Annotated in this window: 20 protein-coding genes; 8 read left to right on the forward strand and 12 right to left on the reverse strand. The window is 70.4% G+C overall.

Features of this window, described 5'->3' with window-relative positions; all coding sequences use genetic code 11:
• Positions 1–83 precede the first annotated feature (83 nt).
• The 9 genes from phnD to alr form a co-directional block, all read right to left on the reverse strand.
• A complete protein-coding gene (phnD, locus tag ACFFGY_RS08775; protein WP_377044097.1) occupies positions 84–1,004 on the reverse strand; it encodes a phosphonate ABC transporter substrate-binding protein in 921 nt (306 codons plus the stop codon).
• A gap of 49 nt (positions 1,005–1,053) precedes the next feature.
• Positions 1,054–1,866, reverse strand: a complete 813-nt coding sequence (phnC, locus tag ACFFGY_RS08780) for a phosphonate ABC transporter ATP-binding protein (protein WP_377044098.1) — start codon at positions 1,864–1,866, stop codon at positions 1,054–1,056.
• A 106-nt stretch (positions 1,867–1,972) separates the two neighbouring features.
• Positions 1,973–2,848, reverse strand: coding sequence for a type 1 glutamine amidotransferase (locus ACFFGY_RS08785; RefSeq protein WP_377044099.1), 876 nt, complete (start codon positions 2,846–2,848; stop codon positions 1,973–1,975).
• 236 nt (positions 2,849–3,084) lie between these two features.
• Positions 3,085–3,432: a hypothetical protein gene (locus ACFFGY_RS08790; RefSeq protein WP_377044100.1), complete on the reverse strand. Its 348-nt coding sequence runs from the start codon at positions 3,430–3,432 to the stop codon at positions 3,085–3,087.
• A 177-nt stretch (positions 3,433–3,609) separates the two neighbouring features.
• Entirely contained in the window at positions 3,610–5,499 is a 1,890-nt protein-coding gene (locus ACFFGY_RS08795; protein ID WP_377044101.1) for an ABC transporter transmembrane domain-containing protein, read from the reverse strand.
• A 20-nt stretch (positions 5,500–5,519) separates the two neighbouring features.
• Positions 5,520–6,953, reverse strand: a complete 1,434-nt coding sequence (locus tag ACFFGY_RS08800; RefSeq protein ID WP_377044363.1) for an NAD-dependent succinate-semialdehyde dehydrogenase — start codon at positions 6,951–6,953, stop codon at positions 5,520–5,522.
• Between the two features lie 225 nt (positions 6,954–7,178).
• Positions 7,179–9,056, reverse strand: a complete 1,878-nt coding sequence (locus ACFFGY_RS08805; protein WP_377044102.1) for a diguanylate cyclase — start codon at positions 9,054–9,056, stop codon at positions 7,179–7,181.
• Positions 9,057–9,306: 250 nt separating this feature from the next.
• Positions 9,307–10,596 carry a D-amino acid dehydrogenase gene (locus ACFFGY_RS08810; protein ID WP_377044103.1) on the reverse strand — a complete coding sequence of 430 codons (1,290 nt, stop codon included), beginning with the start codon at positions 10,594–10,596 and terminating at the stop codon, positions 9,307–9,309.
• A 13-nt stretch (positions 10,597–10,609) separates the two neighbouring features.
• Complete coding sequence (gene alr / locus ACFFGY_RS08815) at positions 10,610–11,704, reverse strand: alanine racemase (RefSeq protein WP_377044364.1); 1,095 nt, start codon at positions 11,702–11,704, stop codon at positions 10,610–10,612.
• A 214-nt stretch (positions 11,705–11,918) separates the two neighbouring features.
• On the opposite strand from alr, the gene ACFFGY_RS08820 reads away from it, so the two are divergent.
• Positions 11,919–12,374 carry an Lrp/AsnC family transcriptional regulator gene (locus ACFFGY_RS08820; RefSeq protein WP_377044104.1) on the forward strand — a complete coding sequence of 152 codons (456 nt, stop codon included), beginning with the start codon at positions 11,919–11,921 and terminating at the stop codon, positions 12,372–12,374.
• 79 nt (positions 12,375–12,453) lie between these two features.
• Here the strand turns inward: ACFFGY_RS08820 and ACFFGY_RS08825 are convergent, their stop codons facing one another.
• Together ACFFGY_RS08825 and ACFFGY_RS08830 are read right to left on the reverse strand one after the other, a co-directional pair.
• Positions 12,454–13,155, reverse strand: coding sequence for a GntR family transcriptional regulator (locus tag ACFFGY_RS08825; protein WP_377044105.1), 702 nt, complete (start codon positions 13,153–13,155; stop codon positions 12,454–12,456).
• Complete coding sequence (locus tag ACFFGY_RS08830) at positions 13,155–14,084, reverse strand: dihydrodipicolinate synthase family protein (protein WP_377044106.1); 930 nt, start codon at positions 14,082–14,084, stop codon at positions 13,155–13,157. Before ACFFGY_RS08830 ends, ACFFGY_RS08825 begins: the two co-directional genes overlap by 1 nt.
• 215 nt (positions 14,085–14,299) lie before the next feature.
• Between ACFFGY_RS08830 and ACFFGY_RS08835 the strand changes: the two genes are divergently transcribed.
• The 7 genes from ACFFGY_RS08835 (at position 14,300) to ACFFGY_RS08865 (ending at position 20,979) form a co-directional block, all read left to right on the forward strand.
• Entirely contained in the window at positions 14,300–15,664 is a 1,365-nt protein-coding gene (locus ACFFGY_RS08835; RefSeq protein ID WP_377044107.1) for an ABC transporter substrate-binding protein, read from the forward strand.
• Positions 15,661–16,638: a carbohydrate ABC transporter permease gene (locus ACFFGY_RS08840; protein WP_377044108.1), complete on the forward strand. Its 978-nt coding sequence runs from the start codon at positions 15,661–15,663 to the stop codon at positions 16,636–16,638. Before ACFFGY_RS08835 ends, ACFFGY_RS08840 begins: the two co-directional genes overlap by 4 nt.
• Positions 16,635–17,459 carry a carbohydrate ABC transporter permease gene (locus tag ACFFGY_RS08845; protein ID WP_377044109.1) on the forward strand — a complete coding sequence of 275 codons (825 nt, stop codon included), beginning with the start codon at positions 16,635–16,637 and terminating at the stop codon, positions 17,457–17,459. The genes ACFFGY_RS08840 and ACFFGY_RS08845 overlap by 4 nt, the downstream gene beginning before the upstream one ends.
• Positions 17,452–18,477, forward strand: a complete 1,026-nt coding sequence (locus ACFFGY_RS08850) for an aldo/keto reductase (RefSeq protein ID WP_377044110.1) — start codon at positions 17,452–17,454, stop codon at positions 18,475–18,477. Before ACFFGY_RS08845 ends, ACFFGY_RS08850 begins: the two co-directional genes overlap by 8 nt.
• Before the next feature lie 8 nt (positions 18,478–18,485).
• The gene (locus ACFFGY_RS08855; protein ID WP_377044111.1) at positions 18,486–19,355 is read left to right on the forward strand and encodes an amidohydrolase family protein; all 870 of its coding nucleotides are present in this window, start codon (positions 18,486–18,488) and stop codon (positions 19,353–19,355) included.
• The gene (locus ACFFGY_RS08860) at positions 19,349–19,795 is read left to right on the forward strand and encodes an RbsD/FucU family protein (protein ID WP_377044112.1); all 447 of its coding nucleotides are present in this window, start codon (positions 19,349–19,351) and stop codon (positions 19,793–19,795) included. The genes ACFFGY_RS08855 and ACFFGY_RS08860 overlap by 7 nt, the downstream gene beginning before the upstream one ends.
• Positions 19,796–19,899: 104 nt before the next feature.
• On the forward strand, positions 19,900–20,979 hold the full coding sequence (locus ACFFGY_RS08865; RefSeq protein WP_377044113.1) for an ABC transporter ATP-binding protein: 1,080 nt from the start codon (positions 19,900–19,902) through the stop codon (positions 20,977–20,979).
• A 328-nt stretch (positions 20,980–21,307) separates the two neighbouring features.
• Here the strand turns inward: ACFFGY_RS08865 and dgoD are convergent, their stop codons facing one another.
• Positions 21,308–22,456, reverse strand: a complete 1,149-nt coding sequence (dgoD, locus tag ACFFGY_RS08870) for a galactonate dehydratase (RefSeq protein ID WP_377044114.1) — start codon at positions 22,454–22,456, stop codon at positions 21,308–21,310.
• Between the last annotated feature and the right edge of the window lie 61 nt (positions 22,457–22,517).

Consider the following 22,517-nt stretch of genomic DNA (forward strand, 5'->3'; position numbering starts at 1 on the left):
CGGCCTTGTTCTGTGTCCGGCCCGCCGCGAAGGGCGTGGCCGGCGACGCGCCGCCGCTGTTGCTCGCGGCGGCGCGAAGCGTGTCAGCCGCGGCGACGCAGGCTGTCGACGAAGCTGTTCAGTTCGATGATCGGCTTGTAGGCGGCGTTGTCCACCGGCTGCCAGGGGCCGGACTTGCCGTCGTAGAGGTGGTCGAAGCCCTGCTTGTCCTCGGTCGGCATCGCCAGCACGGCGGTGCGGATCGCGCTGCGCAGGTCGGCCGGCAGGTCCGTCAGGTAGGCCATCGGCGAGTTCACGATCTGGTCGGACTTGAAGATGATGCGGAAGTCGTCAGCCTTGACCATGTTCTTGCGCGCCATGCGCAGGAGGTTCGACTCCTGCTCGTCGTTCCACCAGTTCGCGGCCATGTCCACGGTGCCCTGGTTGAGCGCGATGATCGCGTTCTCGTGGCTGCCGGTGTAGACGACGCGGTTGAAGAACTCTTCCGGCTTGATGTTCATCTTGTTCAGGGCGAAGCGCGGCACGTTGTTGCCCGAGGTGGAGTTCGGATCCACCAGGCCGAGGTTCTTGCCCTTCAGGTCCTCGACCTTCTGATAGGGCGAGTCCTTCTTCACGTAGAAGACGGAGTAGTAGCCCTTGGTGCCGTCGAGATTGGTCTCGATGGCGAAGGCCTCGATCTTGGCACCCGTCATCAACGCGCGCGCGAAGGAGGAGGGGCCGTAGGAGGCGATGTGGATGTTGCCGGAGCGCTGGCCCTCGATCACCGCGGCGTAGTCGTTGGCGACCCGCAGCGTGACCTTGGTGCCAAGCTTGCGCGACATGTAGGAGGTGAAGGGCGCCCAGCGATCCATCACGCCCGAAGCGTTCTCGGACGGGATGATGGCGAAGACCAGCTCGGGATACTGGGCGGCCCAGCTGTTGGTCTGGGTGCCCGTCTGCGCGCGGGCGATGGCCGGCACGGCCAGCAGGGCGCTGGTCTGGAGCAGGAAGCGACGGTTCAGCATGGGAATGCCTTGTGCTGGGATGTGCTGGTGTCGAGCAGGTGCGGAAGCGCTAGACCTGCGCGTAGCTGGGCGACTTCGCCCGGGCCTCTTGCGGCTGCTCCTGCGGCGGCGTCGCGGCTGCCGCCTCGGCCTCGATGCCGTAGAGCGCGCGTGCCGCGTCCTCACCGAGGTCGCGCGCAGGACCGTCGAACACGACGCGTCCGGCCGAAAGACCCACGAGGCGGTCGCAGTAGCGGCGCGCGATCTCGAGCGAGTGAAGGTTGCAGACCACGGTGATGCCGTCGTCGCGGTTGATGCGGGCCAGCGTGTCCATGACGACCGCGGTGTTGCGCGGATCGAGCGAGGCGATCGGCTCGTCGGCCAGGATGATCTCGGGCTCCTGCATCAGGGCGCGGGCGATGGCCACGCGCTGCTGCTGTCCGCCCGAAAGCTGGCCCGCGCGCTGGGCCGCGAGATCGGCGATGTCGAAACGCTCCAGCGCCGCGAAGGCCATGGCCCGGTCCTCGCGCGACCAGAGGCCGAGCAGCGAACGGTGCAGCGGCACGTGGTTCAGCCGCCCGGTGAGCGTGTTGGTCAGCACGTCGAGGCGACCGGCCAGGTTGAACTGCTGGAACACCATGGCGCAGCGCGCGTGCCAGCGCCGGCGCGCGGCGCCGCGCAGGCCCGACACCTGCTGCCCCTGCCACAGGATGCGGCCGCCGGTCGGCTGGGCCAGGCCGTTGATCATGCGCAGCAGCGTCGACTTCCCGGCGCCGGAACGGCCGATCACGCCGACGAAGGAACCCGGTCGCAGGTCAAGCGAAACGTCGTCCACGGCCGCCCTGCGCCCGTAGTTCATCGTCACGCCTTCAAGCTTCAGCATCGGAGCCGTCCAGCCGTTTTGCGGGGCGGCAGTTACGGGCTTTGTTTGAAGGCGCGATGACGCCGCGATGACGGTTGTGGGACGTTCACCCTTCGGTGAGGCCGCCTCAGGCGCCGCTGCCGCGACGCTCCCGCCGTGTGGGGCGGACCAGCCGGTCGATGAAGTTGCGCAGCTCCGTTTGGCGCGTCCGCGCCTCGGTCACCTGTCGGTCCAGGCCGAGCCTCCAGGCCAGGTCGCGGCGCTCCGGCTCCCGGTGCAGGGCCTCGATCAGCCGGGCCTGGGCCTCCACGTCGTCGGGGGTGCGGGCCAGACCGTCCTCCATCAGTGTCTCGGCCTGCCGCCGCAGGGCCTGCGCGATCTCGCGCAGCGACAGTTCCGGATGGTACTGCACGCCCCAGAACACGCCGCCATCGAAGCGGATCTCCGCCGCCTGGATCGCGGTCACCGCGTTGCCGGCGAGCAGGGTGGCGCCTTCGGGCAGTTGTTCCACCTCGTCGCCATGGATCGCCGGCGCGTCGTAGGCCGCGGGGCGGCCCGCGAGGAGGGGGTGGGTGCGGCCGGCCTCGGTGGGGGCGATGCGCCGCGCGAAGCCCGCCTCATGGCCGTGCGCGTTGCTGCGCACCGTGCCGCCCGCCGCCACGGTGGCCACCTGCAGCCCGGCGCAGGAGCCGAAGGCCGGGGTGCCGGAGCGAAACACTTCCCGCATGAAGTCCAGCTGCCGCTCGACCTCCGGCGTGCGTTCGTAGACGTGCAACGGCGAGCCGCACAGGAACACGGCGTCGTAGCGCGCGATGCCGGCGGCGTCCTGGCGCGGGCTGTCTTCTTCGGCCGGCTTCACCTGGTCGCAGGTGGCATCGGGCACCAGGGAGCACAGGGTTTCGACGTAGCTTTCGCCGGAACTCTGGCCGGCGCTGCGGCGGCGCTTTTCGCGGTCCTCCGGCAACTCGCTTTCCGCAACAAGGAAGCGCAAGGGATCAGGCATGTTTTCTCCTGCCGCGCTTCCCCGGGCTGGGGCGATGCGGGGTGGTGGCGTCGGTGTCGCGCCGATGCCCATGCAAACGCGGCTGCCGCCGCAGGTTCCCGTTCACTCTGAGGAGAGGCGGGCAGGCGCTCCGGCCCCCGAAAACACTTCGGGCCCCCTCCGCGTCGCGAAGGGGGCCCGAAACCGGGTTTCCCCGGCAAGGAGCGGTGCGGCCCCTTGCCGCGGCGCGGCGCGGCTTACATGCCTGCGCTGCTGCCGGCGTCGGTGGGGTCCAGAGGGGTGGAACCCACCGTGAAGCGGCTGGTCTGCATGGCATAGACCGGACCACCGCGCGCGATGCTGCCCGTCGCGTTGCTGTTGTCGCGCGGCGTGGAGCCGGCGGCGGAGTGGCTGGTGCCGAGGCTGTAGACCGGGCCCCCGCGGGCGATGCTGCCCGTCGCGTTGCTGTTGTCGGTGGGCGTGGAGCCCGGGGTGAAGCGGCTCACGCTGCCCTGCAGGTCGGCCGCGAAGGCGCCGAGGGGGGAGGCGGCCATCAGGCCAGTGGCGAGAAGGGTGGAGAGGGCAATTGTACGAAGGCGAGACATTGTTTTTCTTCCGTGTGACCGGCGGATCATTGCGGTCCGTCTGTTGAGGCGGCAGATAACCCCGTGCCGCAGTGCAAAAATCCACTTCCAGCCAAACAGTCTGTTCGGATTTCCCGAACAATTCACGAAGCCGTCAGACTGATCGCCTCATCTTCCTGTTTTCACATCAAACCGCCCTTAACGAGAGCGGCCGAATTGCAGCTCTGCCAGACGCGCATAGAGGCCGGGCTGGGATGCCAGTTCGTCATGCCTGCCGGAGGCGACGATGACGCCGTCCTCCAGCACCAGGATACGGTCGGCACGGCGCACCGTGGCCAGCCGGTGCGCCACCACCAGTGTCGTGCGGCCCTGCGACAAGCGCTCCAGCGCGTCCTGCACCGCGCGCTCGCTCTCGGCGTCGAGTGCGCTGGTGGCCTCGTCGAGCAGCAGGATCGGTGCGTCGCGCAGCATGGCGCGCGCGATCGCCAGGCGCTGCCGCTGCCCGCCCGAAAGGCGCACGCCCTTCTCGCCCAGGAAGGTGCCCAGGCCCTGCGGCAACTCGTGAAGGAAGCCGGCCGAGGCAGCCTCCACGGCGCGCAGCACCTCGGAGTCGCTCGCCTCGGGCCGGCCGTAGCGCAGGTTGGTCCAGGCATCGGCGCCGAACACCACCGGGTCCTGCGACACCAGTCCGACCCGGCGCCGCAGCGCGGCCGGATCGAGCCGGTCCACCGCGACGCCGTCCACCAGGATGCGGCCGGACTGCGGCTCGTAGAAGCGCAGCAGCAGCGAGAAGAGCGTGGACTTGCCGGCGCCCGAAGGGCCGACCACCGCCACGGTTTCCCCGGGCTCCACCCGCAGCGACACGCCGCGCAGGGCCGGATGGTCCGGCCGGGCGGGGTAGCGGAACACCACGTCGCGGAACTCCACCCGGCCGAGCGGCGGCTCCGGCAGGGTGTCGGGCTGCGGCGGCGCGGTGATGGCCGGCCGCTCGCGCAGCAGCTCGCCGATCCGGTCGGCGGCGCCTGCCGCGCGCTGCACCTCGCCCCAGAGCTCGCTCAGGCTTGCGCCGGCATTGGCCACCACCACCGCGTAGAACACGAAGGCCGAAAGCTCGCCCCCCGTCATGCGGCCGGCCAGCACGTCGCGGCCGCCCACCCAGAGGCTCAGCGTGATGGCGCCGAAGCCCAGGAGGATCACCACCAGCAGCTGCGCGCCGCGCGTGCGGATGCGGGCCGTGGCGGCCGCCACCGAACGCCCGGCGGCCGCGGCGAAGCCGGCGCGGTCGATCGGCTCATGCGTGAAGGCCTGCACGGTGCGGAGCGCGTTGATGGTTTCCTCGGCATAGGCGCCGAGATCGGCCACACGGTCCTGCGCCAGCCGCGACAGCCGGCGCTCCCGCCTGGAGAACATCACGACCGGCACCACCACCACCGGCACCACCGCCACCACCAGCGCGGCCAGCCTGGGGCTGGTGGCGACCAGCATGGCGAAGGCGCCGAGCAGCAGGAAGGCGTTGCGCAGCCACGTCGAGATGGCCGAGCCGGCGAGCGATTGCAGCACGGCGGTGTCGGCGGTCAGGCGCGTCAGGATGTCGCCGGTGCGCATCGCCTCGAACCAGGCCGGGCTCAGCGTCAGGACGTGGCTGAAGACGGCACGGCGCAGGTCGGCCGCCACGCGCTCCCCCAGGGTGGAGACCAGCGTGAAGCGGGCAAAGGTGGCGAGCGCCAGCACCGTCACCACCGCGAACATGGCCAGCGCCGCCGTGTCCAGCCGCCCCGCGCCGCCGGCGAAGCCGTGGTCGATCAGGTAGCGGACGCCTTGGCCCAGCCCCAGCACGCTCAGCGCCGCCACCAGCATGGCCACGAGGGCGCCGATGGCCTGCCAGCGATAGGGACGGAGGAAGGGCGGCAGCAGGCGCAGCGCGGACAGGGCCGGGCGCCGCGACGGCGCAACGCTGCCCGATGCCGCCGTGCCTTGGGAAAAGATCGGGAACGTCGCACCGGAGCGATTCGCCGCAAGCGGGCTATGCCCGCCCCGGTCGGCGGAGGACCCGCCCTCCGGCGGATGCTCCGGGTTGGCGCCGGGCACCGGGCCCGGCGCCGGGCGTGTCACAGGCCGGCCTGCGACACGAACTTGGTGTTGAGGTAGCTCTCGAGCGCCTCGATGCCGCCCTCGGAGCCGTAGCCGCTGTCCTTGATGCCGCCGAAGGGCACTTCCGGCAGCGCCAGACCCAGGTGGTTGATGGTCATCATGCCCGCCTCGGTCTTGTCGCCCAGCGCCTGCGCCGTCTTGGCGGAACGGGTAAAGGCGTAGGAAGCGAGGCCGAAGGGCAGGCGGTTCGCTTCCTCGATGGCTTCGTCGAAGTCGCGGAAGGGCACCATCACCGCCACGGGGCCGAAGGGCTCCTCGTTCATGATCCGCATCTCGCGGGTGGCGCCGGTCAGCACCGTGGGCTCGAAGAAGTAGCCCTTGTTGCCGATGCGGTTGCCGCCGGTGCGGACCTCGGCGCCCTTGCCGCGGGCGTCGTTGATCAGCGCTTCCATGGCGGGGATGCGGCGGTCATTGGCCAGCGGGCCCATGGTGACGCCGGACTCCAACCCGTTGCCGACCTTCACCGCCTTCGCGTGCTCGGTGAACTGGTCGACGAAGCTGTCGAAGACCTTTTCCTGCACCAGGAAGCGCGTGGGCGACACGCAGACCTGGCCGGCATTGCGGAACTTCGAGGCCGCCAGGGTCTTGCTCGCCAGCGCCACGTCGGCGTCGTCGAACACGAAGGCCGGGGCATGGCCGCCCAGCTCCATGGTGGCGCGCTTCATGTGCTGACCCGCCAGCGCCGCCAGCATCTTGCCCACGGGCGTCGAGCCGGTGAAGGTCACCTTGCGGATCACCGGGTGCGGGATGAGGTATTCCGAGATCTCGGCCGGAACGCCGTAGACCAGCCCGATCACGCCCTTGGGGATGCCTGCATCGTTGAAGGCGCGGATCAGCTCGGCCGGCGAGGCCGGGGTTTCCTCGGGCGCCTTGACGATGATGGAGCAGCCGGTGGCCAGCGCCGAGCAAAGCTTGCGCACGATCTGGTTGATCGGGAAGTTCCAGGGCGTGAAGGCGGCGACGGGGCCCACCGGCTCCTTGATCACCAGCTGGTACACGCCCTCGGCGCGGGCGGGAACGACGCGGCCGTAGGTGCGGCGGCCTTCCTCGGCCAGCCAGTCGGCGGTGTCGGCGGCGCCCATCACCTCCATCTTGGCCTCGGCCAGGGGCTTGCCCTGTTCCTGGGTCATCATCTCGGCGATGCTATCGGCGCGGCTCCGCAGGATGTCGGCCGCTTTGCGGATCAGCTTGTAGCGCTCGAAGGCCGAGGTGGCGCGCCAGACCTTGAAGCCGCGATCGGCGGCGGCCAGCGCCTCATCCAGGTCGGCGGTGGTGGCGTGCGCCACGGTGCCGATGCGCTCCTCGGTGGCGGGGTTGATGACCTCGATGGTCTTGCCACCGGTCCCGGGCCGCCACTGGCCGTCGATGAAGAGCTGAACGTCGGGATACATGAAGGCCTCCGTGGTGGTGCGGCGCGGCACATGGGGTGCCGGAGCGTCCATGGCCAGCGCCCCGCGCACATCGCGGGCACATGAAGCGCGCTCGCCGGGGGGCTGGGCAAGGGGGCCTGGGGCATTGCAGCCGCCGCGCCGGCGGCCGGGCTCGGCCTTCCGGCTTGCGCCTCCCTGGCCTCCGCCCGCCCTGATCCGGGCTTCCAGCCTCCGCCTTCCCGGGCCTCAGCCTTCCCGGTGCCGGTCCAGGTCGAGCGCCGCCTCGACGCCGCGCTGCCGCACCGTGTCGCGCCCGGCCGCCTTGGCATCGTAGAGGGCCGCATCCGCCGCCGCGAGCAGGGGAGCGGGCTCCTGCCCGCGCTGCGGCCTGGCCGAGGACACGCCGATGCTGACGGTCACCACCCTGGCCGGGTGCATGGCGTGCGGCAGGGCGAGGCCTTCCACCACCTGGCGGATGCGCTCCGCCACGTCCCGCGCGCCCGCGGTGTCGGTGTTGGACAGGATCACCGCGAATTCCTCGCCGCCGTAGCGCGCGGCGGTGTCGCCGGGCCGACGCACCGACTGCGCGATGCTGTTCGCGATCGCCGAGAGCACCGCGTCGCCGCCCTGGTGGCCGTAATGGTCGTTATAGGCCTTGAAGTGGTCCGCATCGATCATCAGCAGCGCGACGGAACCGCCCTCGCGGATGGCGCGGCGCCATTCCCGGCGCAGCATGTCGTCGAAGGCACGGCGGTTGAACAGCCCGGTCAGCGCGTCGGTGGAGGCCAGCCGCGCGAGCTCCTCGTTGGCCTCCTGCAGCGCGATCTCCACCGCCTTCCGCTTGCCCACGTCGCGCGCCACCACGGTGAAGCCGCTGTCGCCCGGAAGCCGGCTGTAGCGCGCTTCCATCCAGACGTAGTGGCCGTCGCGGTGGCGCAGGCGATAGGTCGCCTCGCTGCGCCCCTCCTCCTGCGCCGCGTGCCAGGGCGCCTCGGCGCTCTCGCGGTCCTCGGGATGCACGAGGTCGCTGCTCCAGACCTCCCGCAGCTCCTCCGGGCTGAGGCCCAGGGTGCGGCTGCCGGGCGAGACGTAGCGCGGCACACGCCCGGCATCGAAGCGCATGATCAGGTCGGTGGCGTTGTCGGCCAGCAGGCGATACTGCTCGCCGCTGCGCCGCGCCGCGAGTTCGGCCGCCTGGCGCCGGCGCAGCTCCTGCGTCAGCAGCATGCTCAGCCCGACCGCGGCGGCGCAAAGCAGCAGCAGCACCGCGGCCAGCACGACCGCCTTGTTCTGCCAGCCGGCATAGATGCCGCGCACCGAGAGCGCCACGTCCACGATCAGCGGCAGCTGGCCGACATGCTCGAAGACGTAGGCGCGCTCGACGCCGTCGATGGCGGACTTCGCCACGAACTCGCCCGACGTCGCCGCGGTGAAGCGGCGAAAGGTTTCGGCGCCGGCGATGTTGCGTCCGACCTGATCCGGACCCGACGGCACGCGCACCAGCAGCGTTCCGTCGGTGCGGAACATGTTGACCGCGTCGCCGGGGCCGAGCTTGAGGCGGCTGAACAGTTCTTGGAAGTAGGCCAGCCGGATGGTGCCCAGCACGATTCCGGCGAAGGACCCGTCCGGGTGGTCGCGGCGAAGCGAAACGCCGATGATCTCGTTGCCACTGAGGCTGGAGCGGAACGGGAGGCTGACGTAGAGGCCCGCATCGGCGCGGTCGCGGTGAACCGTGAAGTAGTCGCGGTCCGCGGCCTGCACCGACCGGGGCGGACGGGACTTGGAGTCGAGGATGACCTTGCCGCTCTCGTCCAGCACCAGGATACTGTCGAGGTACTGGGCCGTGGCGGCGCGGTCGTACAGGATGAGGTCCTGGATCTCGGGGCTCGCGGCCCGGACGTCGGCGCGGTCCAGCCCGTCCGCCACCGCCTGCAGCGACAGGCTGTAGATCTCGAGGTTACGGTTGACGTCCTGGCTGATGGCGGCAAGCAGGTTGTGCGAACTGCGGATGTTGTTGTTCCAGGCCTCGCGCCGCATCTCCCACAGCATCAGGCCCGACAGACCGCAGAAGCCCAGGGTGAGCAGGACCATCAGGGCGGCTTGCCATCGCAGGGAAAGCTTCATGGCATCCTTCCAGCCCGTGCATCGACCCGAACGCCCGTCACCGCTTCCCGAATCATCCGGCGGCCGGGTCGCGCGTCGGGGCCTATCACAGATTTATTGACGGATCGGAAGGGCGAAGCGGCGCTGCTCGCGAAGGCAGCCCAGGGGCGGCGACAGGGGGCCGGACAGCGCCGACGGGCCTGCCGCCATCGGGGCGAGACGGCCGGCCCCGGCCCGCCACGGTGCGGGTGGCCGGGGCCGTGGGGGAACGTCAGGCCGCCTGTGCCTGCCGCCCCACGACGCCGTCCCGGCTGTAGCGCGACAGCGCGAAGTCGCCGCTGGGGATCTCGGGTGCCCGGCCGCTCACCAGGTCCGCCAGCACCCGGCCGGAGCCGCAGGCCATGGTCCAGCCCAGCGTGCCGTGGCCGGTGTTGGTGAACAGGTTGGGCAGCGGCGTCGCCCCCACGATCGGTGTGCCGTCGGGCGTCATCGGCCGCAGCCCCGTCCAGAACTTGGCCTTGGTGAGGTCGCCGCCGCGCGGAAACAGGTCGCCTACCGAGAATTCCAGCGTCCGCTGCCGCGGCGCGCGCAGCGTGCTGCTGAAGCCCGCGAGCTCGGCCGTGCCGCCGACGCGGATGCGGTCGCCCAGCCGCGTGATGGCGACCTTGTAGGTCTCGTCCATCACGGTGGAGACCGGCGCCGCCGCCTCGTCGGTGACCGGCACGGTGATGGAATAGCCCTTCACCGGATACACCGGCAGGTTCATCCCCAGGGGCCGCAGCAGCGCCGGGGAATAACTGCCCAGCGCCACCACGTAGCGGTCGGCGGTGAGAAGCCCGGCATCGGTCTCGACGCCCGAAACCTGCCCGCCCTCCACCGTCAGGCGCCGGATCGTGGTGCCGTAGCGGAAGGTGACGCCCAGGCCCTCGCACAGCTTGGCCAGGCGCTGCGTGAACTGGTGCACGTCGCCGGTCTCGTCCTCGGGCAGGTAGAGCCCGCCCACGAACTTGCCTGACACGGCCGCCAGCGCCGGCTCGCGCGCCACGCAGCCGGCCACGTCCAGCACCTCGAACGGCACCTCGTACTGCCCCAGCACGGCGGTGTCGTCGCCCACGTGGTCGAGTTGCGCCTGGGTGCGGAACAGCTGCACCGTGCCGCGCTGCCGGTCGTCATAGGCGATGCCGGTCTCGGCGCGCAGCGCGATCAGCTGTTCGCGCGCGTATTCCGCGATGCGCACCATGCGACCCTTGTTCAGGCGGTAGGCGTCCTCGTTGCAGTTGGCCAGCATCTGCGCCAGCCACCAGCCGAGCCGCGCGTCGGGCCGCGGCCAGATCACGAAGGGACGGTAGCGCATCATCAGCCACTTCAAGGCCTTGAGCGGGATGCCCGGCCCGGCCCAGGGCGAGGAATAGCCGTAGGAAAGCTGCCCGGCATTGGCGAAGGAGGTTTCCATCGCCGCCGCCGGCTGCCGGTCCACCACGGTCACCTCGTGGCCGGCCTTGGCGAGGTAATAGGCCGAGGTGGTGCCCACCACGCCGCTGCCCAGGATCAGGACCTTCATCGTATCTCGCTTTTCAGCCGCCCAGGGTGCGGCGGTGGTAACGGTGACCCAGGCTGGTCAGGATTTCGTAGCCGATGGTGCCGGCGGCGCGCCCCACGCGGTCGAGGTCGTTGCCCTCCCCGATCAGCGCCACCGTGTCGCCTGCCCGCATCGCGCCCGGGGGCAGGACGGTGGCGTCCACCACCAGGCTGTCCATGGAGACCCGCCCCAGGATCGGTAGGTCGAGCCCGCGGAAGCGGACCACGCCGCGACCCGACGCGGAGCGCAGGAAGCCGTCGGCGTAGCCCACCGCCACGGTCGCCAGCCTGGAGGGGCGCGCGGTCACGGCGGTGTGGCCGTAGCCCACCGGCGTTCCGGCCGCGACCTCACGCAGCTGCACCACCTTGGCGTCGAGGCGCAGCACCGGGCGCAGCGGGTTAGGCTGCCCCTCAGTCGGCGCCACGCCGTAGAGCGCCACACCGGGCCGCACCGTGTCGCCGTGCCAGTCGGGCCCGAGAAAGATCCCCGACGAGGCCGCGAGGCTGGTGGGCAGCGGCGGCAGCTTTCGCCGCAGCCGGTGGAATTCCGCCAGCTGCCGGGCATTGGCCGGGTGCGCGGGCGTGTCGGCACAAGCCAGGTGGCTCATCACGCAGCGCAGCGCGAGGCTGCCGAGGTCGCGCGCCTCAGCGATCGCGGCCTCCAGCTCCCCCTCGGAGAAGCCGAAGCGCGCCATGCCGGTGTCGATCTGCAGCCAGGCCGGCAGCGGCCGCCCCTGCGCCCGCGCGAACGCCGCCCAGTCGCGCAGCTGCTCCGTGCTGTTGACCACCGGCACGAGGTCGTGCCGCAGCGCTTCCGCCTCGGTGCCGGGAAACAGCCCGTGCATCACGATGATCGTGACCCCGGGGCCCAGGATGCCGCGCAGCGCGGTGCCCTCCGCCAGGTGCGCCACGAAGAAGGTGTCGCACCCTTCGCGCCTCAGCGCCGGCGCCACCGCGGCGGCCCCCAGCCCGTAGGCATCGGCCTTGAGCACCGCGCCGCAGGTGGCGGCCCCGGCGCGCTGCCGCAGCAGGCGGTAGTTCGCGCGCACGGCGTCGAGGTCCAGCGTCAACAGCGCCCCGGCCGAAAGCATCGCTGCGGCGGCGTCCTCGGCTGGCGCTTCCGCCGCGTCGCTGCCGGCAGGTCGGAGGAGGCGGGCGGGGGCGTCGGGCAAGCTCGGACTCGTGGCGGGGTCAGGGTGTTGAGTTTGCCGCCGATCCGACGGAATGTGCGGCCGATTTGCGGCAGATCCTGCGAAACCACGCGTGGGATGCGGCAGAAACGTGCATCCTGCGGAATTTCCTGCCTTGAACCGCCTCGACGGCACCGACGAACGGATCCTGCGCCTGCTGCGCGAGAACGGGCGCATCAGCAATGCCGACCTCGCCGCCGCGATCGGCCTGTCGCCGTCCGCCTGCCTGCGGCGGGTGCGGGCGCTGGAGGCCGGCGGTACGATCCGCGGCTACACCGCCGTGCTGGAAGAACGCGGCGGCAACCATCAGGTGGTGGTGATCGTGCGGATCACGCTGGAACGGCAGACCGACGAGTGCCTCAGCCGCTTCGAGCAGGCCGCCCGGCGCTGCGCCGAGATCCGCGAGTGCTACCTGATGACGGGCGACAGCGACTACCTGCTGCGGATCGTGGTGGAGGACGCGGCCGGCTACGAGCGGCTGCACCGCGACGTGCTGTCGCGCCTGCCCGGCGTGTCACGAATCCAGTCCAGCTTCACCATCCGCACGGTGATCCGCCCCGTGGACATGTAGGGTGGACATGTAGGGCGGCCGGGCACGCCGGCGGCCCGCCGCGCCGGAACGCCTTCCCCCCCGACGCGCCCGCCAGCGCTCAGCGCATCTCCAGCGCGCGGTCGCGGGCGCTGCTGACATGCGCCCCCATGGCCTCCGCCGCGCGGGCGGGGTCGCGGGAGCGGATGGCGGCGATCACCGCCAGGTGCTCACGCATGGTGGGCAAGAGCACGCGCGTGTTCAGCCGGGTCTGCTCCTGCTTGATGAGGCGGATCTTGATGGCGTTCACGCGGTAGATGTCGGTGATGATGGAGTTGTCCAGCGCCTCGATGATCGTGCTGTGCAGGCTCCAGTCCACATCCTGCGCCAGCGCCACCTCTTCCTCGGTGATGCCGGCGGCGGAAGCCGCGGCCGCTTCGCAGCGCGCGATGATGGCGTCGTGCTCGCGCTGCAGCGTCGCGATCGCCTCGTCGGAGGCGTGGAGGGTGAAGCTCGCCACCGCCTCGCGCTCCAGGAACAGGCGGAGCTGGAAGGCTTCGCGGATCAGCCCGACATCGACGTGGGGGATCTGCATGCCGCGGTTGGGTACGGTCCGCACCAGCCCTTCCGCCTCCAGGCGCGGGATCAGCTCGCGGATCGCGCCCAGCGGCAGCTGCGTCAGCTCCACCAGTTCGCGCTGCGAGATGAACTGCCCGGCGCGCAGGTCGCGCGCCAGAAGGTGGCGGGTGAAGCTGTCATAGGCGCGCGAGCGCAGGTTGTTCGGTTCGCGATCCGACAAAGCCTGCTCGACGATCGCGACCATTATTCCTCCTTTCGGGACAGCAGCTCCCGGAAGGCGCCGGTCAGCGCCGCGGCCTGCTCCGCCGACAGCGGCAGCAGCGGCGCGCGGGTGCGGGCCCATTCAGGGTCGCCCGTGCGCTCGGCCACCAGCGCCTTCACCCCGGGCGTCACGGGATAGCGCAGCAGCTCATCCACCGCGCGCGACAGGGCGGGGTCGGGCCGCGCCTGCTCGATCATGCGCAGCAGCCGGTCGGGATAGATGTTGGCCATGCCCGAGATTGCGCCCTGCGCGCCGATGCCCACCGCCTGCGCCAACTGCCGCTCGTCGCCGATCAGGATCACGAGGTCGCGGTGCTCCGCCAGCAGGGCCTGCGCGTAGTTCCAGTCGCCCGAGGAGTCCTTCACCCCCAGGATCACCCCCGGATAGGCAGCGCGCAGGCGGGTGATCAGCGACACCGGCAGCGGCACCGCCGTGACGGAAGGGATGTGGTACAGGATCACGTCGCGCGCCAACGGGCCCAGCGCGTCGAAGAAGCCGCTGAACCAGCGGAACAGTCCTTCCTCGCTGGGGTCCTTGAAGTAGAAGGGCGGCGCCAGCAGGATCGCGCGGCACTCCGCCTCGTAGGCTTGGCGCGCCTGGTCGAGCGCGTCCTCGACGGCCGAGGCCACCACGCCCATCACCAGCTGCGGCCCGCCGATCCCGGCCTCCCGCAGCGCCGACACCACCGCGCGCCGCGCCGACAGCCCGATCGAGGGACCTTCGCCCGTGGTGCCGAAGGCGGTGACGCTGCGGCAGCCCTGGTCCAGGCACCAGCGCGCCTGCGCCACCAGCCGCGCGAGGTCGGGCGAGCCATCCTCCGCGAAGGGCGTTGCCAGGGCACAGCTCAGGCCGAACTTCCCGTCGTTCTCGGTCACGGCGCACATCTCCCGATCCCGCACCTTACGCAGCATGCGTGGCGCTCTGTTGTGGGTAACATGTTACCCAGCTGGAACCGTGTTGCCAACCGTGGCAAATGGACGGTATGTGAATCGAACGAGGCCGCGCCGCTGCCTGTCCGGACAGAGTGCCGGGGGCTGCGGCCAGGTTTCAGAAAGAGTGCAGGCGGAACAACCGCCGCGACGGTCCGGCCCGCGAAGGGCCAGGACGGGAAGGGGAGGGAAACGGTATGGCGAAGCTCCATGTGCCGACGCGCCGGCATATCCTGGGTGCCGGCATCGCGGCGGGCGCCGCGCTGACGGGACTTTCGGCACGATCCGGCAGCGCCCTGGCACAGGGCGCTGTGACCCCTCCCGCTGGCATGGCCAACGTGAACTGGCGCAAGCAGGCCGGCACCACGCTCGAGGTCAACCTGATCCGCAGCCCGCGCGGTGAAACGCTGCAGCGCTACCAGAAGGAATTCGAGGACCTCACCGGTATCAAGGTGAATTCCGAGCAGACGCCCGAGCAGCAGCAGCGCCAGAAGACCACGATCGAGCTGTCTTCCGGCAAGCCCAGCTTCGACGTCGTCCACATCAGCTACCACGTTCAGAAGCGCCAGTTCGAGAAGGGGCGCTGGCTGGCGGACCTGTCGGGCTTCCTGGCCGACACCGCGCTGACGCCGCCCGACACCCTGTCGGACTTCGCGGAAGCCGGGCTGACCTTCGCGCGCAGCGACGCCACGGTCGGCACGCTGCCCTTCTCGGTGGATTACTGGATCATCTACTGGAACAAGGAGCTCTTCGCGCAGCGCAAGCTGAACTACCCCCAGAGCTTCGAGGAGATGGTCGCCGCGGCCGAGGCGCTGACGGATGCGCGCAGCCGCACCAGCGGCTTCGTGGCGCGGGGCCTGCGCAACGCCAACACCCCCGTCTGGACCAGCCTCCTCCTGGGCTACGACGTGGATTCTGTGTCCAACGGCAAGCTCAACACCGACACGCCCGAGGCGATCGAGGCCGCCAAGCTCTACCAACGGCTGATGACCAAGTCCGCGCCGCCCGGCGTGTCGGGCTTCAACTGGGCGGAATGCCAGTCCGCCTTCCTGCAGGGGCGCGTGGGCATGTGGTTCGACGGCGTGGGCTTCGCGCCGCCGCTGGAGGACCCGGAAAAGTCGCGCGTGGTGGGCAAGGTCGGCTACGGCGTGATGCCCAAGGGTCCCAAAACCCGTGCCGCCGCCACCACCGGCGACGGGCTGGGCATCGCCGCCGCCAGTGCCAAGAAGGAAGCGGCCTACCTTTACCTCCAGTGGGCCACGTCGCGGGAAATGGGCGCGCGGCTGCTGCAGTCGGGCTCGGGCGTGCCGTTCCGCAACTCCGTGCTGCGTGACCCCGCGGTGCGCCAGGGCGTGAAGATGCCGGGCGAATGGGTGGACGCTGTGGCGCAGTCGGCACCGATCAGCCGCCTGGCCCTGCCGGTGATCATCCCGGTGACCGAGTTCCGCGACACCTTCGGCGTGGCGCTCACCAACATGATCTCGGGTGCCGACCCGGCCGCCGAGCTGAAGCGCGCCACCGAGGAGTTCGCCCCGGTGCTGGAGCGGAGCGAGCGCGCATGAGCGTCGCCGCCCCGTCCGGCGTCGAGGCCGCTGCCGCCGCCGGCACGGCGCGCGCGTCGGCCGCGGCGGAAACCCGTCGCACCGGTCCCAGCCGCACGGGCCCGGCGCGGCGGAGCTACTGGGTCTTCGTGCTGCCGGCGCTGATCACCGTCTGCGCCGTGATCCTGTTCCCCTGGGCCTTCACCCTGTGGATGAGCACCAACGAGTGGCGCGTGGGCGAGGCCCATGAGTTCGTGGGGCTGGCGAACTTCGCGCGCCTGCTGCACGACGGCCGCTTCCTTGATTCGCTGTGGCATACGCTGACCTACACGGTGCTGTCGGTGGTGGCGCCGATCGTGCTGGGCACCGCCGCCGCGCTGTTCTTCCATCGCGAGGTTCCCCTGCGGGGCCTGCTGCGCGGCATCTTCGTGATGCCGATGATGGCGACGCCGGTGGCGGTGGCGCTGGTCTGGACCATGATGTTCCACCCGCAGCTGGGCGTGCTGAACTACCTGCTCGATCTGGTGGGCATCCCGCCGCAGGAATGGGTCTTCCACCCGGCCACCGTGATCCCGTCGCTGGTGCTGGTGGAAACCTGGCAGTGGACGCCGCTGGTGATGCTGATCGTGCTGGGCGGGCTGGCCTCGCTGCCGCAGGAACCCTACGAGAGCGCGCAGATCGACGGCGCCAATGCCTGGCAGCGCTTCCGCTACCTGACGCTGCCGCTGCTCGGTCCCTTCCTGATGGTGGCGGTGATCATCCGCACCATCGATGCCTTCAAAAGCTTCGACATCATCTACGCCATCACCCAGGGCGGCCCGGGAACGGCGTCGGAAACCATCAACCTGTACCTCTACCAGGTGGCCTTCAGCTACTACCAGGTGGGCTACGGCTCGGCGATCGCTGTGGTGTTCTTCGTGTTCATCATCCTGCTGTCGCTGCTGCTGCTGCACCTGCGGAAGCGGGCCGCCCGCGTGACGGGAGGGGCGGTATGAGCGCGCGCCACATGCTCCGGAAGTTCGGCCTGTTCCTGTGCGGGCTGCTGGTGGTCTCGCCGGCGCTGCTGTTCTTCATCTGGATGCTGTCGCTCTCGGTGAAGTTCGAGATCGACAACGGCGCCTACCCGCCGATCCTGATCCCCGACCGCTTCGCCTGGCGCAACTACGTCGGTGTCTTCGAGAGCAACAACTTCCTGCTCTACTTCTGGAACAGCATCGTCGTCACCGGCACCGCCACGGTGCTGGCGCTGGTGGTGGGCGTGCCCGCCGGCTACGGCATCGCGCGCATGGGGGCGCACAAGGCCGCCATCGTGATCATGATCGCCCGCATGACGCCGGGCCTGTCCTTCCTGATCCCGATGTTCCTCCTGTTTCAGTGGCTGGGCCTGCTGGGCTCGCTGGTGCCGCAGATCGTCATCCACCTCGTGGTGACGGTGCCGATCGTGATCTGGATCATGATCGGCTACTTCGAGACCACGCCGATGGAGCTGGAGGAGGCCGCCATGATCGACGGCGCCAACCGGTGGGAGATCTTCCGCCAGGTGGCGCTGCCGATCGCCAGGCCCGGCATCGTGGTGGCCTTCATCCTGGCCGTGATCTTTTCCTGGAACAACTTCGTCTTCGGCATCGTGCTGGCGGGGCGCGAAACCCGCACCCTGCCGGTCGCGGTCTACAACATGCTGAGCTTCGAGCAGGTGAGCTGGGGTCCTCTCGCCGCCGCGGCGCTGGTGGTGACGCTGCCGGTGCTGATCCTGACTGTGGTGGCGCAGCGGCAGATCGTGGCGGGGCTGACCGCGGGCGCGGTGAAGGGTGGCTGACATCCTCACCGCGCTGCCGCGGCGGCCGTTGGGCCGCACCGGCATCCCCGTCTCGCTGATCGGCTTCGGCGCCGCGCCGCTGGGCGACCTTTACGGCACGCTCGACGATGTCCTGGCCATCGCCGCACTGACGGAGGCCGTGACGCTCGGCGTCAACCTCGTGGACACCTCGCCGCTCTACGGGCACGGGCTGTCGGAGCATCGCTGCGGCACCGCGCTGCGCCGCGTCGGGCGCGACGCGGTGGTGCTGTCCACCAAGGTCGGCCGCTGGATCGACGTGGGTGCCGGGCGCGGTGACGGCTCGGGCTACCACGGCGGGCAGCCGCACGCGGCGGTGGTGGACTATTCCGCCGAGGGCACGCGCCGCAGCGTGGAACAGTCGCTGCTGCGCCTGGGCACCGACCGCATCGACCTGCTGCTGATCCACGACGTTGACCACTGGACCCATGGTGCTGCGGTGGAACAGCGCTTCCAGGAGGCGATGGAGGGCGCCTACCCGGTGCTGCACCGGATGCGCGAGCAAGGCGTGATCCGCGCCATCGGCATCGGCGTCAACGATGCCGGGATCTGCACGCGCTTCGCCCGCACGGGCGACTTCGACGCCATGCTGCTGGCCGGCCGCTACTCGCTGCTGGAACAGCCGGCCCTCGACGAGTTCCTGCCGCTGGCGCAGGAAAAGCAGATCGGCGTGCTGCTGGGCGGCGTGTTCAACTCCGGTATCCTGGCCACCGGCCCGGTGCCCGGCGCCAAGTACAACTACCGCGACGCGCCGCCGCCGGTGCTGGCCCAGGTGGGCCGGATCGAGGCGGTCTGCCGTGCCCATGGCGTGCCGCTGCCCCACGCGGCGCTGCAGTTCGCGCTGGCGCATCCGGCCGTGTCCTCCGTGGTGCTCGGCGCCACCACGCCCGACGAGGTGCGGCGCAACCTCGAAGCCCTGGACCGGCCGGCGCCCGCCGCGCTGTGGTCCGACCTGCGCGAGGCCGGGCTGCTGCGGCCCGACGCGCCTGTTCCGGCATGAGCGCGCGCATGACGCCCCGCATCGACGCGCACCAGCACTTCTGGCGGATCGGGCGCGGCGACTACGGCTGGCTGACCGCTGACAAACCGGCGCTGTTCCGCGACTTCGGACCCGAAGACCTCCGGCCGCTGCTCGACCGCAACGGCATCGGCGGCACGATCCTGGTGCAGGCCGCGCCCACCGAGGCGGAAACGGCGTTCCTGCTGGGTATCGCGGCGGAGGAGCCCCGCGTGCTGGGTGTCGTGGGCTGGACCGAGTTCACCGACCCCCGGGCCGCGGACCGCATCGCCGCCCTGGCAGGGGACACGCTGCTGGTCGGCCTGCGCCCCATGGTGCAGGACATCGCCGAGGATGACTGGCTCCTGCGGCCGGAACTCGACGCCGCCTTCCGCGCGGTGACGGAACTCGGGCTGGTCTTCGACGCGCTGGTGTTGCCGCGGCACCTGCGGCGGCTGGAGCAGGTCGTGGCGGCGCACCCCGCGCTGAGCGTGGTGATCGACCACGGGGCGAAGCCGGAGATCCGCGACCGCGCCTGGCAGCCCTGGGCCGACGACATCGCCCGCCTCGCGCGCTACCCCAACACCCGCTGCAAGATCTCCGGGCTGGTGACGGAAGCCGCGGCCGACTGGCGGCCCGACGACCTGCGCCGCTACGTCGAGCACCTGCGCGAGCACTTCGGGGCGGACCGGCTGCTCTGGGGCAGCGACTGGCCGGTGGTGACCAATGCCGCCAGCTACGACCGCTGGTGCGAGGTGACGCTCCAACTCACCGAGGATTGGGGCGAAGCCGAGCGCGCGGCGCTGCTGGGCGGCACCGCCAGTCGCACCTACCTCACCCGGCGCGGCCGCGCCCCCGAAGGAGGACGCCCTCGATGCTGAAGAACCTCGACCCCGTCCTGTCGCCCGACCTGCTCTGGGTACTGGCCGCCATGGGGCACGGCGACGACCTGGCGCTGGTGGACGCGAACCACCCGGCCGAGACCATCGCCCGCAGCACCGTGAGCGGCCGCCTCGTCCGCCTGCCGGGCCTGCGCATGGGCCGTGCCGCGGCGGCCATCCTCTCGGTCCTGCCGATCGACGATTTCGAGCCTGACCCGGTGCGGCGCATGGAGGTCGTGGGCAACCCGGCCCAGATCCCCGAGGTCCAGCGTGAGGTCCAGGCGGCGCTCGATCATGCCATCTCCGGCATCGCGATGGCGGGGCTGGAGCGCTTCCGCTTCTACGAGGCCGCCCGCCGCAGCTTCGCCGTGGTGCAGGTGGGCGACGCCCGGCCCTACGGCTGCTTCCTGCTGCGCAAGGGCGTCATCGCCGGCGACTGAATGATGCTTCGCGCCGCCCGGCACGGGGCGGCACAGGGTTGAGCAAACGCGTGGCCGCGCACGAGCCACCGACGAAACACCACCGACGAAACAGGGGAAACGCCATGGCTTCCGTCACCATCAGCGACGTGCGCAAGTCCTACGGACCGGTGTCGGTGCTGCACGGCATCTCGGTCGATATTCCCGACGGCGCCTTCGTGATCCTGGTCGGCCCCTCGGGCTGTGGCAAGTCCACGCTGCTGCGCATGATCGCGGGGCTGGAAGACATCTCCGGCGGCGAGATCCGCATCGGGCCGCGCGTGGTGAACGACGTTCCGCCCAAGGAGCGCGACATCGCCATGGTGTTCCAGAACTACGCGCTCTACCCGCACATGACGGTGGCCGAGAACATGGCCTTCGCACTGAAGCTGCGGAAGGCGCCGCAGGACGAGATCCGGCGCAAGGTCACCCCGGCCGCCGAGATCCTGGGTCTGACCAAGCTGCTCGACCGCCTGCCGCGGCACCTGTCGGGCGGGCAGCGGCAGCGCGTGGCGATGGGCCGCGCCATCGTGCGCGACCCCGCGGTGTTCCTGTTCGACGAGCCGCTTTCCAACCTCGACGCCAAGCTGCGCGTGCAGATGCGCACCGAGATCAAGGCGCTGCACCAGCGCCTGGGCACCACCACGATCTACGTCACGCACGATCAGATCGAGGCCATGACCATGGCCGACCGCATCGTGGTGATGCATGACGGCCGGGTGGAGCAGGTGGGTGCGCCGCTGGAACTCTATGACCGCCCGGCCAACCTGTTCGTGGCGGGCTTCATCGGCTCGCCCTCGATGAACTTCCTCCAGGGCACCGCCACGGCCGAGGGCATCCGCACCGCCGACGGCGTTCTCCTGCCGCAGCCCTCCCTCGCCGCGGCGGTGCCCGGCACCGCGGTGACCTACGGCATCCGGCCGGAGCACCTGATGCTGCGCGAGGGCGGGCTGCCCCTGGTGGTGGAGGTGGTGGAGCCCACCGGTTCCGAAACCCAGGTCTTCGGCCACCTGGGCGACCAGCGCGTGGTGGGCGTGTTCCGTGAGCGTATCGGCGCCGCCCCGGGACAGGTCCTGCCGGTCAGCTGGGACCTCTCGCTCGCCCACCTGTTCGATCAGAGCACGGGTCAGCGGCTGGTGGCGCCGGCGCAGAACCTGGCGGCCTGAAGCACGCGCGACGCACCGCGGCGCCTCTGCTGCCGCTCCGTGGCCGGAGGAAGGAAGAAGGAATTCTTCCTCCCTCCGGACCTCCCACCATCATCTTCTTCTGGGAATTGGCTCCGGCTGGTCCGGTTCGCGCCTCGGGTCCTGGACCCGAGGTGACGGATCGCGCGGGAAGGTCACGACGGGATCGGAAATAACCGTGCTTTCCACGGCGGTCCCGCGAGGGTCCAGGGGGGATCGTCCTCCTGGCGGGTGAGGTCCGGAGCGGGCAGCGCCCCCTCCGGTTCCCACACGCAGGATCGAAGCGCGACCGCCCACGCGCCGCTGCGCCTCACCACTCGGCGAAGGAGCCGTCCTTGTGGCGCCAGACGGGGTTGCGCCAGCGATGCCCCGTCTCGGCCATCTTGCGCACGAATTCCTCGTTGATCTCGATGCCCAGGCCCGGCGCCTGCGGGATCGCGACGTGGCCGTCCTTGTAGTCGAACACTTTGGGATCGACGAGGTAATCGAGCAGGTCGCTACCCTGGTTGTAGTGGATGCCCAGCGACTGTTCCTGGATAAAGGCGTTGTAGCACACGGCGTCGAGCTGCAGGTTCGCCGCCAGCGCGATCGGCCCCAGCGGGCAATGCAGCGCCAGCGCCACGTCGTAGGCCTCGGCCATCGCGGCGATCTTGCGCGTTTCGGTGATGCCGCCGGAATGCGACGGGTCGGGCTGGATGATGTCCACGTAGCCCGCGTGCAAGACGTTCTTGAAGTCCCAGCGCGAGAACAGCCGCTCGCCCAGCGCGATCGGCGTGGCGCAGTGGTTGGCGATCTCCTTCAGCGCCTCGACGTGCTCGCTCAGCACCGGCTCCTCGATGAACATCAGCTTGAACGGCTCCAACTCCTTGGCCAGGACCTTGGCCATGGGGCGATGCACGCGGCCGTGGAAGTCGACGCCGATGCCGAAGTTCGGCCCCATCTCGGTGCGGATCGCCTGCACGCGGGCGATCACGTCGTCCACCTTGTCGTGGGTGTCGATGAACTGCATCTCCTCGGTGCCGTTCATCTTCACCGCCGTGAAGCCGCGGTCGGCGCATTCGCGCGCCATGCGCGCGGTGTCGCCCGGCCGGTCGCCGCCGATCCAGGAATACACGCGGATCTTGTCGCGCAGCTGCCCGCCCAGCAGCGCGTGCACCGGCACGCCCAGCGCCTTACCCTTGATGTCCCACAGCGCCTGGTCGATGCCGGCGATGGCACTCATGTGGATGGCGCCGCCGCGATAGAAGCCGGCGCGGTACATGATGGTCCAGTGGTCCTCGATCAGGCCCGGGTCCTTGCCGATGAGGTAATCCGACAACTCATCCACTGCCGCCGCCACCGTGTGCGCGCGGCCTTCCACCACCGGCTCACCCCAGCCGGTGATGCCCTCGTCGGTCTCGATCTTCACGAAGCACCAGCGCGGCGGCACGATAAAGGTGGTGAGCTTGGTGATCTTCACGGCGTTTCCCCTTGTTGCTCAGGGGCGCTCCGTTCGTCGCCCCGCCCGATCCTTGCGGGCC

This window comes from Roseomonas elaeocarpi, assembly GCF_042433915.1.
GTDB classification, from domain to species: domain Bacteria; phylum Pseudomonadota; class Alphaproteobacteria; order Acetobacterales; family Acetobacteraceae; genus Roseomonas; species Roseomonas elaeocarpi.